At 51.7% G+C, this 14,755-nt stretch carries 16 protein-coding genes; 15 read left to right on the top strand and 1 reads right to left on the bottom strand.

Going from position 1 to position 14,755, the window contains the following annotated elements; genetic code table 11:
* Window positions 1-2: 2 nt before the first annotated feature.
* Window positions 3-1,052, bottom strand: coding sequence for a PTS fructose transporter subunit IIC (locus ACQ9LF_RS07340; RefSeq protein ID WP_462488735.1), 1,050 nt, complete (start codon window positions 1,050-1,052; stop codon window positions 3-5).
* A gap of 351 nt (window positions 1,053-1,403) precedes the next feature.
* On the opposite strand from ACQ9LF_RS07340, the gene ACQ9LF_RS07335 reads away from it, so the two are divergent.
* The 15 genes from ACQ9LF_RS07335 (at window position 1,404) to ACQ9LF_RS07265 (ending at window position 14,717) form a co-directional block, all read left to right on the top strand.
* The gene (locus ACQ9LF_RS07335; protein ID WP_462488734.1) at window positions 1,404-2,255 is read left to right on the top strand and encodes a helix-turn-helix transcriptional regulator; all 852 of its coding nucleotides are present in this window, start codon (window positions 1,404-1,406) and stop codon (window positions 2,253-2,255) included.
* A 124-nt stretch (window positions 2,256-2,379) separates the two neighbouring features.
* Window positions 2,380-2,637 (top strand): NifU family protein, encoded by a 258-nt coding sequence (locus ACQ9LF_RS07330; RefSeq protein WP_462488733.1) that lies wholly within the window; start codon window positions 2,380-2,382, stop codon window positions 2,635-2,637.
* Window positions 2,638-2,727: 90 nt separating this feature from the next.
* Entirely contained in the window at window positions 2,728-3,696 is a 969-nt protein-coding gene (locus ACQ9LF_RS07325) for a lysylphosphatidylglycerol synthase transmembrane domain-containing protein (protein WP_462488732.1), read from the top strand.
* A 348-nt stretch (window positions 3,697-4,044) separates the two neighbouring features.
* Window positions 4,045-5,247 (top strand): type II secretion system F family protein, encoded by a 1,203-nt coding sequence (locus ACQ9LF_RS07320; protein WP_462488731.1) that lies wholly within the window; start codon window positions 4,045-4,047, stop codon window positions 5,245-5,247.
* A 43-nt stretch (window positions 5,248-5,290) separates the two neighbouring features.
* Complete coding sequence (locus ACQ9LF_RS07315) at window positions 5,291-5,428, top strand: hypothetical protein (RefSeq protein ID WP_462488730.1); 138 nt, start codon at window positions 5,291-5,293, stop codon at window positions 5,426-5,428.
* Window positions 5,429-5,537: 109 nt separating this feature from the next.
* Window positions 5,538-5,927 (top strand): type II secretion system protein, encoded by a 390-nt coding sequence (locus ACQ9LF_RS07310; protein ID WP_462488729.1) that lies wholly within the window; start codon window positions 5,538-5,540, stop codon window positions 5,925-5,927.
* Between the two features lie 104 nt (window positions 5,928-6,031).
* Window positions 6,032-6,517: a type IV pilus modification PilV family protein gene (locus ACQ9LF_RS07305; protein ID WP_462488728.1), complete on the top strand. Its 486-nt coding sequence runs from the start codon at window positions 6,032-6,034 to the stop codon at window positions 6,515-6,517.
* A 3-nt stretch (window positions 6,518-6,520) separates the two neighbouring features.
* The gene (locus ACQ9LF_RS07300) at window positions 6,521-7,207 is read left to right on the top strand and encodes a prepilin-type N-terminal cleavage/methylation domain-containing protein (protein ID WP_462488727.1); all 687 of its coding nucleotides are present in this window, start codon (window positions 6,521-6,523) and stop codon (window positions 7,205-7,207) included.
* A 36-nt stretch (window positions 7,208-7,243) separates the two neighbouring features.
* The gene (locus ACQ9LF_RS07295) at window positions 7,244-9,010 is read left to right on the top strand and encodes a hypothetical protein (RefSeq protein ID WP_462488726.1); all 1,767 of its coding nucleotides are present in this window, start codon (window positions 7,244-7,246) and stop codon (window positions 9,008-9,010) included.
* 166 nt (window positions 9,011-9,176) lie between these two features.
* Window positions 9,177-10,247: a pilus assembly protein PilM gene (gene pilM / locus ACQ9LF_RS07290; protein WP_462488725.1), complete on the top strand. Its 1,071-nt coding sequence runs from the start codon at window positions 9,177-9,179 to the stop codon at window positions 10,245-10,247.
* Window positions 10,244-10,888 (top strand): hypothetical protein, encoded by a 645-nt coding sequence (locus tag ACQ9LF_RS07285; protein WP_462488724.1) that lies wholly within the window; start codon window positions 10,244-10,246, stop codon window positions 10,886-10,888. Before pilM ends, ACQ9LF_RS07285 begins: the two co-directional genes overlap by 4 nt.
* 1 nt (window position 10,889) lies before the next feature.
* Window positions 10,890-11,498, top strand: coding sequence for a GspMb/PilO family protein (locus ACQ9LF_RS07280; protein ID WP_462488723.1), 609 nt, complete (start codon window positions 10,890-10,892; stop codon window positions 11,496-11,498).
* 38 nt (window positions 11,499-11,536) lie between these two features.
* Window positions 11,537-12,376 carry a ParA family protein gene (locus ACQ9LF_RS07275; RefSeq protein WP_462488722.1) on the top strand — a complete coding sequence of 280 codons (840 nt, stop codon included), beginning with the start codon at window positions 11,537-11,539 and terminating at the stop codon, window positions 12,374-12,376.
* Between the two features lie 3 nt (window positions 12,377-12,379).
* Window positions 12,380-13,180, top strand: a complete 801-nt coding sequence (locus tag ACQ9LF_RS07270) for a hypothetical protein (protein WP_462488721.1) — start codon at window positions 12,380-12,382, stop codon at window positions 13,178-13,180.
* Window positions 13,181-13,223: 43 nt separating this feature from the next.
* Window positions 13,224-14,717 carry a secretin N-terminal domain-containing protein gene (locus tag ACQ9LF_RS07265; RefSeq protein WP_462488720.1) on the top strand — a complete coding sequence of 498 codons (1,494 nt, stop codon included), beginning with the start codon at window positions 13,224-13,226 and terminating at the stop codon, window positions 14,715-14,717.
* Window positions 14,718-14,755: the final 38 nt, after the last annotated feature.

Below are 14,755 nucleotides of genomic sequence, written 5' to 3'. Positions count from 1 at the left end.
AATCAGACCTCCTTTTTAACACCAGTCAGTGTTTTTAGCAGATTAATGGATAATGCGGTAACAATCGTCCCCGCAAGTATCGCAATCACATAGATCATTCGATTATCCACCACCGGCAGTACAATCGGACCGCCGTGAGGGGCATGGTCTCCCACTTTGCCAAGCATCGCCACCACCGCTGCTGTCATTGACCCCAGCATGATGCAGGGAATCACCCGAAGCGGGTCAGCCGCAGCAAACGGAATCGCTCCCTCGGTAATACCAATCATCCCCATGCCCAGGGCGGCAATCCCGCTTTCCTGCTGCTCTTCGGTCCAGAGCCTGCGGCGAATTAAGGTGGCAAGCCCCATCCCCAATGGCGGAGTACAGATCGCCGCGGCAACCGATCCCATCACCAGAAAGTTGCCCTGCTCAATCATCGATGCGCCAAAGAAAAAGGCTGTTTTATTGACAGGCCCGCCCATATCAAAGGCAATCATGGCACCTAATAACATCGCCAGAAGAATCGAACTGGCCGCCTGCATACCGCGCAGCCAGGCATCCAGCCCAACCATGATTTCGGCTATCGGCAAACTGACATAATACATCAGCGTACCAATCGCAACAGAAGAAATCACCGGAATAATTAAAATCGGCATGATCGGACGCAGCAGCTTATGGACCGGCATTTTCTTGAGCCAGACCACCAGATGCCCCGCAGCCAGCCCCGCCAGCAGTGCCCCCAAAAATCCTGCACTGGCAGACCGCCCATCCACTTCATGGGGTATCCCGGCAAAAAAACCGCCGATAAATCCGGCGACTAATCCGGGCTTACTGGCAATGGCATAGGAAATAAAGCCCGCCAGAATCGGAAGCATCAATTTAAATGCCGCCTCTCCTATCACCAAAATATGCTTCAGCACAGGACTGCCGGAGAAATCAGGACCGGAGGCCCCCATGGGAGCAAAAGCAATCGCCGTGGCAATCAAAATCCCACCGCTGGCGATGAAGGGAATCGCATACGACACCCCACTGAGCAGATACTGCTTTTGATTTTGAAAAAATTGTTTCATAAACCACCCGCTCTAACTGGACCGTAAATTTGGGTTCAATCTCTGATATGGGAAGATTATACCCGCCAACAGGGCATAATGATATAGGAATAAACTACCAATATTTACACTTTTGTAACACAGAATTGATTCAAAATGAAAAGCAAGCAATCATCAATCATATCATAATTACTTTCTATCAAATATTTTACGCTTGACACAGAACGTTACCATATTTATCCTGATTGCCAGTTATATGATTTTCGTAACATATTAACAGATTTGACTCAAAACCGGAGGGATGTAACGAATACGACTCAGAAGCCATCTATTGGGGTGTTTTAGGACAAAATCTGACACGACAAGGGAAATATGGATACACAATTACGCATTATTGAATGCCTTAAGACAATCATGGCCGGCCCTGGCATCAGTGAGGTCTTTTTCGCCGGCAATAAAACACCCCCGCCGCTGCTGGCATTTGCCGTTCATTTTCCACGCTTAACCCTTTCAATCAGCGGCACTTATATAACAGAACTGGAGCAAAATCGAAAAGTTACATCCGTATCCCTTCATCCCGGCCAGGCCCTTTTTATCCCTCCCAACTGCTGGGATAAGCCCGATATGAACACCCAATCCCAGGCAATCCACTTCCTGTTCGGAAAACGACACACCGGTATCAGCCTGGTCACATCCAATACTGAAGTTAAAGCAGACAAAATTGCTCTCCAACACACCCTTGCAGGCCCCGAACAAAAACTCATTGATTCCATTCTCGAATTGAACCAGATGAAAAAACCATATTCGGCCTTTAATCATCTGATTATGGCTCTTTTATCCTGCTATATTATCCGACTTGAAGAATACAATAAACCCTTGTCTAAACACTCCAATCTTCTGTTCCAGGAAATCTGTATCTATATTCAGGAAAACTTCCAGAATGAACTGTCGCGGGACTCGGTTGCCAGACACTATGACATATCACCAAATCACCTATCCAGAATATTCAAAACCAATGGCTATATGAAGTTTTGTGATTATGTAAACTATGTCCGGATCAACCGAGCCAAATTTCTGCTGCAAAACTATGACTTTTCGCTCTACCATATCGCCCAGCGCTGCGGCTACAATGACGTGGTCTATTTCTGCAGAATTTTCAAGAAAATCACTAAAAAAACCCCAAAACAATACCGGAATCAGCTTCTATACAACAACAGCCATTAACTTTCTTTACGAACAAAAGCCTCTGACCGAACTTAGGATAATTCGGTTTTCATAAAAACATTAGACATTTCAAACCCGGGGCAATACAATATTGCTTCGCTTAAAAATATATAGGAGAACAACAATGTGCGATAGTTGCGGATGCAGTGGAAAAACGTTCGAGTCAAAGGTAGCCGACGTGATTGAATCCATCCGGCCGATGCTGCAAAATGACGGCGGAGACATCGAACTGGTTGGTGTGGATGCCGATAAAACCGTTAAAGTCCGTCTTCAAGGGGCTTGCCGGGGTTGCCCGGGGGCGCGTATGACCCTGAAAATGGGCGTAGAACGGGTGCTTCGTCAGAAAATCAGCGATATCAAAGAAGTGGTCGCCGTTGATTAAATCATCGTTTTGAGACATCACTTGTCCGAGACGTTCCATACAGAAAGTCTGGAGAACAACGTAAGGGAATCTGGCGAGAAAAGGCCCGAGGTGAGTTTTGTGCCAAAATACCGCAAAACCCTACAGTGGGTTTTGGCGGTATTTTGCGTTTTATGGGTAGGCTGGCATTTTTACCATAATCGTCAGGATTTGGCTTTGTTTGGTTCATTATCCTGGCCTATTCTACTGATCCTGCTGGGGCTTTTTACACTTCATTTGTGGTTGTACTCACTGGGCTTATATTATGTCATTATCCGTTGTGCGGGGACTAAAATCCCGTTTATCGACTTTTTTAAGACAATTATTATCGGACGTTTCTTGAGCAGCATCGCCCCGCAGGCCGGGGGGGTCTGGCGGGCAATCCATCTCAAACACAAATTCGGCATCTCCTATACACGGTACATCGGAGGTTTTTTGTGCTTTTTGTGGCTGGATGCGGCGATGAATATCGTCCTGTCGGCAGCGATATTTGCCGTATTTGCTCCAACATTCACAATTAGTTCCATCTCAATATGGCTCTTTTTAGGCATTCTGGGTATTGCCTGGTTTATTCCCCTGTTTCTGGAGATACTACTTAAGAAAATAACACTTCGCAGTGGATGGCTCGGCCGGCTGCATGAACATCTTTCAGCTATGATTAGCACCGCGGTTCAAGGCATACAGAACTATCCTATGCTGATTCGTGTCATCGTTCTAAATACAACTAACTTTGCCAACAACATCCTGATTTTTTATCTCTGTCTTTCGGGCAGCCAGGGGTCCATCACGATTCCAGCTATGGCGGTCTTTTTTATCCTGCTTAAGCTAAGCAGCTATATCATCATCACTCCCGGCAACGTCGGTATTCGGGAGATTGCCTATGGCGTACTCGCCGAGCAGCTGGGACTGGGGACAGGGTCGGGAATCGTATTGTCGGTCTTTTATCGCGTATTCGGCATGATTATTGTCTCGCTGTTCGGCATCTACTTTGGGGGTCTGACACTGCTGTCGGGCAACAGAAAACTCCAGTCTCCGTCGTAACGATTCAACCGGGGATGCCGCCGCACCCTGTTTGGTTATCGGACATTCTGCTTTACGATAACCGGGGGGTGTTTTGAGTTTCACGGATTAACCGGCATCTGGATTTGATTATCACTCCGTCCGGAAATGATTTTATAAGACCTGCAATTCCATCCCATTCCGCAGAGCGTCCTGATGCATATTTTGCCGATTCCTCCTGGTCGATGCGACGACATATCGGTTGGTATACGTCCGCTGATTTTGCCGCAAGGGTGGCCACTGAATACATCGACACGATGTAGGACCGGGCCTCAGGCGGGCATGTTCATTGAGGATGAGTATATCTTAACCCGTACGGATTCTACCGCTATGAAAACATTTGAATATGTCGCATGGGATTCACAGGGCAGCTGCCGGGAAGGCGTTCGTCAGGCAGGGTCTCAAGAAGAAATTCTGGCGATACTGCGAGATGAGCTTCTGACGCCGGTTTCCATCCGGGAACGGATGTCCGAGGCAGCATCCACCGTTGCCAGGGTTCGCGGCAAGTCCGTCAAATCGCACGATCTTGCCTCGTTCTGCTGGCAGTTGGGAACCATGATTTCCGGCGGATTACCCATCACCACCGCCATCGAAACGATTGCCGAAGAAGTACCCAATAAGTATTTTGAATATGTCTTGAAAAACATGTCCGAACGGATGCAGCAGGGACAGTCGCTTTCGGAAATAGCCAGCGATTATCCCAAGGTGTTCAATAAATTAGCCTGCGCGATGCTTCAGGCCGGTGAAACGGCCGGCACACTCACCACCTGCCTGCAGCGTCTGGGGGAATACTATGAGAACCGCGACAAGCTGGCTCGCAAAGTCCGCGGAGCGCTGGCCTATCCGATCTTTGTCGTCTTTTTTGTAATCGGTATTGTGATCGCCCTGATGACGCTGATTATTCCGCGGTTTACCATTCTGTTTGATCAGTTCAAAGGCAATCTGCCGGCATTTACGCGCGGTTTCATGGCGGTTTATAATTTTCTGATGAATCATGCTATTTTTATCCTTGGCGGCCTGGGGCTGGCCATAGGGTTGGCCGTGCTTTTGTGTCGAACCGCCAAAGGCCGGCGGTTTTTCTCTGAACTGCTCATCAAGCTTCCCTTAATCGGCCCGATTAAAAAAATGGCCTTTGTGGCTCAATTCTGCAAGACGCTATCGACGCTGATTGCCTCCGGGGTTTCCGTGCTGGACGCATTCGGGATTCTGGCCAATATGACCACCAATGAGCTGTTTCGCGAGGGAGTTCTCAAAACCCGAGAGCACATCGTGGAAGGCACCAATATCTCCAAAAGCATGGAAAAAGTCGGATTCTTTCCGGGGGTTGCGGTCAAAATGACCCAGATCGGTGAACAAAGCGGCTCGCTGTCGGCCGTGCTGGACAAGACCAGCTTTTATTATGAGAAAAAGGTGGACGGATTAATTACCATCATGCTGAGTCTGATTGAGCCGATTCTGATTGTGACGGTCGGGTCGATTGTCCTGGTGGTGGTGCTGGCCATGTATCTGCCCATTTTTTCCATTCAGGTTTAAAACTGAAAAAACCATGGTTAAGCGGCAGCTTTAAAAAAACGATATGATAACAAAATGGATTCCCAACCGGCATGACTTTGCCGCGGCGGCCATAAGCCGCTTTAATACCGTGTGTATTCACGGGGTCAGGCTGCTCTACGCAGCTGCAGCAGCAAAGCTGGTGCCGGAAGCTGGCGGCTGACAGTTCTGAAGCCCCAACGAAACGGCATCGCCAAGCTCGATCCATGTATCAATAACCGTCCGTAAATGACGGAAAGTAACGTTACTTCATTTTATCAGGAGACAGTAGTATGACAAGAAAAGGCTTCACACTCATCGAACTGATGGTCGTGGTGCTGATTGTCGGCATTCTTGCCGCAGCGTCTATCCCGCTGATGCGAGGTCGAATCGATTCGGCCAAGTGGGCAGAAGCCAATGCCACAGCCGGGACCATCAAATCCGCCGTCCGTGTCTATTTTGCCGAAAACGGGAAAGGCGTAACCGGATCGCTGGGCGATGCTGCAACGCAGTCCGCCCTGGGTTTCACGAAAGCCGACCTGACGGGAACCTACTTTGTGCCGAGCGATTATACCATTGACAGCGTTGATGCCAATGGCAACGCTCAGATCACCGTCAAAGGCAGCCAATCCAATGCTCCGTCGGGAAGCAAGACGCTCAAAGCCGACGGCACCTGGCAATAGACTCTGACGCCTTGAAGATTGCTCCGGAGGAGGCTGTATTCGGCACAGCCTCCTCTTTGTCTTTATCCTCAGCCGGGGCGATTTCGTAACGGACCTGAGATGTTATGAAAACACGATACTCTGTATCATCAGGAACACGACACTTTTCCAGCGGGTTCAGCCTGCTGGAAACAGTGATTGCCATTGTGATTTTAACGATATTGTCCATTGGCACGCTGGGGTATCACTATCTGGCCAGCCGCATGGCCAGCCGTGCCAATGCGGAACTCACGGCGGCACGGACCGCCCGGTTTATCCTCGATAACTGGAAAAAGACCGGCGGCGATGAACATTTCAATCTTCAGGACCTGGATGCCGGATTTAACCGGATTGGCAACAGCAATCAATATACGGTAACCATCAACCGCCTGCCGATGACAGCCGAAGTGTCCTGGAAAGACATCGACGAGAACAGGCTGTCAATGACCCAGATTCGGCAGATTCAGGTGACAATCCGCTGGAAATCGGATTACAGTCAGGGGAGTTTGACGGCCGGCGATCCTTCCTATATTATCGCTACGTATGCACGTCGGGACGAGGCGGGAGGATAAGTCATGCGATTGCTCCCAGAAGGTCCAGCGAGAACGCGTTCAGGTTTTTCCCTGATTGAGTTGCTCATTGCGATTGCCATCATAGCCATTCCCCTGGCGGCGATTGGGGCCTTGCTGGCCGGAACCTCGCGTTCCTGGCAGCGGCTGTACAACGACACCCACAGTCCGATTCGTCAGGATGCCCTGGCCCTGATGGCCTCGATTCAGAAAATCGGGCGACAGTCCAACCTGACCAATTATGTCATCTATACGATTAAAAATAATACCTTTACGCCCGCTGTCCCTCCATCGGGACAAAGCATTGCCTCCGGTCAGGCCGTGGAGTTTCGTTTCTGGCAGGATGGATTCGATCCCCAGAAACCTGCCGATAATATCTTTGAAGACGACAACACCGGCACCCATTACGCGCTGTTCTATCTGGATGGATCGGCATTAAAACTGGATATCGGGCGTGTCGTCAACGGCGTGGGTGCAGTGGCCAACAAGACCCGGCAAACCGCGCATATTCTGACCAGTCAGGTGTTGACCCAGCAGGTCGATACGGCCGCCAACAGCGCCGTATTCAGCCATGTCATGTCCGGCGGACAGGGCAGCGGCTGTGTCAATACAAAAATCATCCTGACCGACGAAAAGAAAAATTCCATTGAAATTCTGTTTGGCACGTTACTGCGATCCGCCTGGCCTCGATAATCGCTGGCGGTGGCATCGACCGGATTGAATGGAAGTATGAAATCACAACAGACACATCTACAGAAACGGCAACACGGTTCTGCACTGGGCATGGTGATGATCCTGATGGTCCTGCTGAGCCTGGCGGGGCTGTCCCTGATCCGGGTTGCCGAAGGCAAGCTGATTCAGGCCGTGCGATATAAAAGTCAGGAATCCGCTGCGGCGGCGGCGGAAGCTGCCTATGAACAGGCCGTGTTCTGGATGAGCCAGCAGGTGGATATGCTGGAAGCCCTTGAACACACGCCGGTGGCCACAACGATCACCTTTCCTCAGAGCCACGCAGATTATACGATTTCTTTTGCCACGTTCATCGGAGCACGACCCATTTTTCGGATTCAGGCCAACGGGTATTGCGGGATTTATCAGAAGACCCTGTCGGTTTATCTGGTCCAGGCTGTGTCGGGCTGGGATATGGGCATGTGCCGGATTATCTCCGGGCCCAATACCACCGACGAAGTCAACTTTGTGACCGGGGAAATCATTTCCATGCCCCTGCATATCAATGATATGCAGGATAATCCCGACTATACGGATATTCATATTTCCGGGTCCCCCCAGTTTCTGGAGCACGTTTCTCTGGGGGAATCCCGGTATGACCCACGCGGACGGGATAAATATGCATCTATCCTCCCGTTGTTCCAGGCGGGCATTTCCTTCAATCAGCCCGCCAGCCTTGTGGTGGACCCTGCCACCATTCAGCAAAAAGTCCGGCGTTTTCGGGACAGCACCCATCCGACCTATTGCTACAGTCCCCAAGCCATTCAGGCTTTGCCCAAAGACAATAACGGACGCACGGGATTTTACAGCTCCTGTGTAACCGACCTGCCGGCGGTGCAATTGAAATTTTATGTGGATCCCAGCGGCACTGGCTATGTCAGAGTCTATAATAATTGTACTGTCGCAGGGTATACCCGACAGGGTCTTGGGTCCAATTCGTGGGACTACAAATTGAATACGGCTAACGGCAACTCGCGTTATATCAAATATCCCATCTACGGCTGCCATTACACCCCTGCCAGTTATACCGACATTCGGATCGATAATCCTTCCGACGCCATTTATGTGTCTGAGGATTTTAAGGGCGTGCGCAGTAATCCGAGTGCTCAGATTTATGTGGACGGGAATGTGGTCATCGGGTGCAGTTCAGAAGATGCCTCCTCGCTGGGGACGATCAACACCGTCAAGGGCAACATCACCATCGTCGCCTCGGGCAACATCTGGATTGCCAACGAGCTGAAGGTGGCCGGCAATCGGGATGCAGACGGCATGCCTTCCACCGACAATCCCAACGTGCTGGGGCTGATTTCACAAGGCGTTATCAAGGTCGTTGATCCGGGGATGACCCGCAATGACCTGCTGTACGATACGGACCAGTTCGATGCGACCCGTATCAGCGGGTACAGCCCCATCGGCAATCAGACCGGTTCGGGAGTGTCGAATCGCGTCTTGCCAGGGACCATGACGGTCGAAGCGGCCATGACCATCGGCGGCGGCGGCTGGGGCGCTGAAAACGTCTATCGCCTGTACTCCTCGCCAGGCCGAAGAAATTACTATTCCGGCAAGAATGACAAACTGGTTGTGCGGGGCACCATTACCGAATCTCTCCGCGGCATCGTCGGCTCCGGAACCAATGGCTATATCAAACAGTATTATTTTGACAAACGCCTCATGAAAGGAATCTTGCCCGACAATATGTCGCTCAAGGGCAAATATCTGCTGGTGCCGGGGGGCTGGAGTGAGACCTCCACCATAACGTCCGAATAAAATCACTTTTTTGGGGAGATTTATTCCAGGAGCATGATTTTCAGTTAAGTCCGACAGGCTTGATTCCGATAAGTTCCGTGTCGGCGGAAGGTATTACGTCGTCAGGCATTTATTCAAGCGGATCTTTCAGCTCTGCAATACACTCCGCTGCGGAAAGGGATGAGACATGATGTTATTTGGCAAACGACTTGGGCAAATTCAGGCTGGACTGGTCGGTTTGGATATCGGCTCCAGTGCAGTCAAGCTGGTCGGCCTGAACAAGAGCTCCAAAGGGTGGGCGGCCTCGACGGCGGCGTATGCCCTGATTGAGTCTTCTCAGGACCAGAGTCTTCGGGATGAAAATACCGTCCGAGCCATCCACAAATGTTTTCATGACGCCGGAACGACCGGCCCGCGCAATGCCGTTTGCAGTATTTCCGGACCGGATGTGGCGGTCCGCGGATTCAGTTTTCCTTCCCTGCCGGATGAGGCCATTGAGCAGGCCGTCAAACTGGAAGCACAGCAGCTTTCCGCGCTGGATCCCAATCACAGTGTGGTGGATTATCAACTGCTGCAGGATGCAGACCTGCCTGTCGAACCGGCTCAACAGGGCCGCAAAGGCTATCTGGTGATCGGACTGGAAGAGGCCATTCAGCGAAAAATCAGGACCGCACAGCAGGCTCAGGTTAAAACGGTTCTGATGGATGTCAGCAGTCTGGCCATTTTAAACTGTCTGGGACAACTGCCGGACAATCAGGGAGCCGACACCTTTGCCGCCCTCGATGTGGGTTATACCATCAGCACCCTGACTATTTTGGGCAAAGACGGCGTCCCGTTTGTACGAAATCTGTCGGGCACCGCTCAGCAGATATTAACGATGATTTCAGTCAAAACACAAACCAGCGTAGCCGAAGTCAGAAAAAACCTCAGCCAGGACAACACCTCCTGTGACAGGACCCTGGAGGTGGAGCTGAAAAACGCCTGCGGAAAGCTGATTGGTGATGTGCTGGAAACGCTGCGATTCTATTCGCTTCAGCCAAACACCGAGCGTGTCTGCCGGCTGTATTTGTGCGGCGGATTTGCGTTGTATCAGCCGTTTGTACGGCTCATGCAGCAGACTCTGCCGACTCCCGTCAGGGTCTTCAATCCGCTGGAGGTGATTTCCTGCCCTTCGGACAACCAGACACGGAAAACCCTGGAACAATTCGGCCCGGCAATGTCCGTTGCGGTCGGGCTGGCAATGAGGTCCATACAATGATGTTTACCATAGATTTACTCAAAGGTGCGGGACTGCCGAAAAAAAGCAGACCGCTTGTGGTGGCGATGGCCATGGTGCCTCTGCTGATCCCCCTGATGGGGACCGTTGTACTGGCCGCCTGCTGGCAGCACAATCAAACCCTGATGCAGACCCAGCAGAAAATTATAGATGACAATCAGCTGAAGATCAATGCCTCGGCGGATGACCTGGCCTATTATACTCAGGCCAACACCAAACTGTTTACACTCCGCCAGCAGCTTGAGGACGTCGAGCTGGGACTGCGATACCGCATTCAGGTCTCGGATATCCTCAAGACGCTGACGGAATCCCTGCCGGACAATCTTGTTTTGAACCGGCTGGATTTAAGTCGGATGGATCAGCAAAAAAAAGAAACAGATAAAGTCACAGGCAATGTCAGGCAGACGCTGGTCATTCAGCGAAAACTGCGTGTGGAAGTCGGCGGCATCTCCCAGGATCAAATCGATGCCTCTGCCGATGAATATGTCCAGAAACTCCGGTCGTGTGAACGTCTCAAGGATCGGGTCGAATCCATTCAAATAGTCGCACGGAACAACGGCTCAATGGATGGTCACCCCTGTGCGTTTTATGAAATCGAATGTGTCTTGAAAGAGCAGAACTAAGATGAAATTCAAACGGCCAAATTCCGCGTTTAAACAGTACACGCTACTGGTCAGCTGCACCTGGGGACTGTGGGCCTTGATCGCCGGAGCAGCGTATTTTCTGGTCCTTGGGCCTCAGCAGATTGCCGTCGCCCGGCTGGAAAGAGAGTTTCACATCAGCAATGAACAATACGCCATGGCCCAGACCGCACAGCGCAAGGAAACCAAGGCGCACCTGGAGAGCATCCTGAAGGAACAAACCGAGAAAACCTCACGTTTTGTAGTGCCCTCGGATATGGCATCCGGCATGACGCTGCATATCAGTCAGTTGGCTTCGGAGCACGGACTGTCTGAATTTTCAACCAAAACCCGGGAGCTGTCCTCGACGTTTGGCACGGACAGCAAGGCCAACATTACCGACGCCTGGCTGGAATTGACTTTCGCCTGTTCCTTCAATCAGTTTGCCGCTTTCCTCAACAGTCTTGAACGCAGTCGGCCGGTTCTTTTTGTGGAATCCGCTCAGATTATCCGGGATACCGAAGGCTCTGGCCTGCCGCGCGCGCGGGTGCTGATTTCCTATCTGATAGACAGGCCTCCGCATAAACCGAAAGAATCAGGCCCAACTCCCTGAGTTTTTGCTGGAGGCTGGTGCATAGAACAGGATAGACCGTGAGAATAGTAGCCATTACCAATCAGAAAGGCGGCTGCGGCAAAACCACAACGGCAGTAAACCTTGCCGCAGCACTGGCAATGCTGGGCCACAGAACCCTGCTGGTCGATCTGGATCCGCAGGCCCATGCGACCCTCGGCCTGGGACTGACACCCGAACATCTGCACCAAACGATTTATGATGCTCTGATTAATCCCTCTGTCACACTCGGACAGATTGTACAGCCTACCATGATTGCCCAGCTGAGCCTGGCCCCCAGCAATGTACTGCTCTGCGGCGCCGAATCTCAGTTGTCTCGAATGCCTCACCGGGAATTCATTCTCAGGCAGCGGCTTGAGACGGTTCACAATGCATTTGACTGGTGTCTGCTGGATTGCTCGCCATCCTTGAACGTCCTGACACTCAATGCAGTCACTGCGGCAACGGATATTCTGGTTCCGGTCCAGACCCATTACTATGCCATTGAGGGCTTGCGCCAGATGCTTGAGACTGTAGAGATTGTCCGGGATCGGTTCAATCCGCAGCTCCAGCCGGCACGCATCCTTCTGACGATGAGCGAAAAAAGAACGCTGCTGTGCCGGGATGTCCAGCAGCAGCTCAGAGCGTATTTCAGAGACGCCGTCTTCAGGACCGTGATTCACCGCCATATCCGACTGGCCGAAGCCCCCAGCGCCGGACAGTCCATTCTGACCTACGACAGGCACAGCCCCGGAGCCATGGAATACACTGCCCTGGCCCGCGAAATCACCACTGTCGGGCAGGAACCGTCAATTGAGCGTATCACAGAACCCGCAAGCGTGGAGTCACACACAGACCTTGCCCAAACGAATCGGGTATAAGCCATGAAAAAAGCAGGATTACAGAAAAAAATAGCCTTTATCTTTGATGGCCAGGAGTCTTTGGCACAATCCCAGTCCGCAACTGGAGCCTGTTCGACCCCAAAGGACTGTTCGCCGATCAGCAGTCCAACGCCAGTTCCAGAGCCGTCAGCACCGTTTTATACAAAGACCGGCACAGCAGGTGACAAACCCGCCCATGGTTCAACCGAATCTGCCGTGCTTCCGCAGCGGCCGACAACCCGGCCCCAGCCGGTACCGAAAAACAATACAGGCGGAACCAATATCATTACGCTGCGAAAAGCGATAGCGATTCTCAAGAATCACTTAACCGGATCTGCTACTGGCAAAGCCATGGCACACCAGCGGAAGATGGGTATGCTTGTCGCTGTTTTGACGCTGGTTTTTGTTGGAGTCCTGTATGCCGTCCTGGGTTCAGGCCCATCTATCGCCAATGCCCTGACCCAGGATACCGACACCGGACAAAACATCACCGCTGCATCCCCCAAAAAATGGTCCGAATCGTGGCCTACCCCGCCGCTGTTTAGTCCATCTGAGCGCGACCCTATGAAATTCTCTGGCAAAATCACCTCTGGCGGCGCAGTCATCCAGGGCAGCTTGTCCGTGCGCGGCATTGTGTACAGTCCTCAAAAACCATCCGCCATCATTTCCGGACAAGTCCTGTTTGAAGGGGACTCCATCGGGGATATCCGGATCTGCAAAATACAAAAAGATTCGGTTGAGTTTGAAAAGCATGGAAAACGCTGGAAGCAGCAGGTCGAACAGCATATCACAGAATCACAATAGTCACTGACAGGATTGTCAGACAGGACATACACAGGAGATCCATATGAAATATGCACTGCATCAACTACTGCGGTTGAGTCTGGGGCTTTGGATGGGAGGTATCGGGCTTGGCCTGGCCGAAGACACCCAACCGCCCAAAAATGAACTACTGACACCGGTTCAGGAACGCATGCGCCATCCGATTTCGATCGAATTCCGTGACACCCCCATCGATGATGTCCTGCTGATCCTGGCCAAACAGGCTGACGTGGATATCATCAAAAGCCCCAAGGTGATCGGCAATGTCACCGCGACCCTAACCGACATCCCGCTGTCTGAGGCCCTTGAGAATATCCTGGCTGCTCATGGGTATGCCTTTATCACCACAGCCAATATGATTCGTGTTGTGCCGCGGGAAGATGTCCTGCAGGCCCAGGAAAAAAAGATCAGTCGGGTCTATCGGATTACCTATGCCGATGTGACCGAAGTCGAAGAATCCCTGAAAAAGTTCATCTCCGAAGGCGGTTCCATTTCCGCCAATCCCGGCACCAGCAATATCATCGTGACCGACGTGGAAAGCAAAATCGAAGCGATCGATTCGTTCATTGAAGAAATTGATCGGGTCACACCTCAAATTCTGGTCGAAGCCCGGATTTACGACGTGTCCTCCAAAGACCGCATTGACCTGGGTGTGCAATGGCAGGCCGGCACAGCCACCAGCTATGGCGCCCCCACCACCGGAACGCTGGGATCCAATCTGTCTGACATGGGCAATGTGATTCACGGAGTGCCCACCGACAGCAGCCCCTTTTCGTCGGTCACCAATCCCCATGCCACAGGCACTTTTAGTGGCAACATCAATAACGCCTCCAACACCAATGCCCTGATGCGGTTCGGCATCCTGAATGAGCACGTCAACATCGATGCAATTCTGCGGGCCGAGCAGGAAGATATCCGTGCCAAACTGCTAGCCAATCCCCGTATTATGGTACTGGATAATCAGCAGGCCCAAATCAAAATCGTTGAGGAAATCCCCTATCAGGAGCTGACCGAAACCAGCGGCGGCGGCGCTATCGGCACCACCCAGTTCCGCGATGTCGGTGTGGAATTGCTGGTTACGCCCCACTTGACACGGGAAGGCCTGATCCGACTGATTCTCAATCCGAAATTCAGTGTTCGCACCGGCGATGTCCTGGTCAGCACCGGGAATAATAACGTTCCCGCTCAGCCGATTATCGCCACACGGCAGACCATGACGACAGCATTGATTCGTGACCAGCAGACAGTCGTGATCGGCGGCATGCGAAAACAGGATGTCTCGACTCAGGTCAATAAAGTCCCCCTCCTCGGCGACATCCCGCTGCTGGGCGAGTTGTTCAAATTCCGCGGCGAAAGCATCATCAACAGCGAGCTGGTGGTGTTTATTACCCCGCAGATCGTAACCGACCAGGTCCTGACAGCAGCCGAGCAGGTCCATCTGGAAAATACCCATTTCGACTCGCCGAAAATTGCAGAACCCAAATTACTCAAAGACAACTCAACAGACCTGAAACCCTAACGCTATACCCGCGACAGGCGGTTGAAACCTCAACACAC

Origin of the sequence: Anaeroglomus insulsum (assembly GCF_050689095.1) — a bacterium.
Lineage (GTDB): Bacteria > Planctomycetota > Phycisphaerae > Sedimentisphaerales > Anaerohalosphaeraceae > Anaeroglomus > Anaeroglomus insulsum.
Note: the sequence above shows the minus strand (reverse complement) of the source record. Positions and strands in the feature narration are given on the sequence as shown.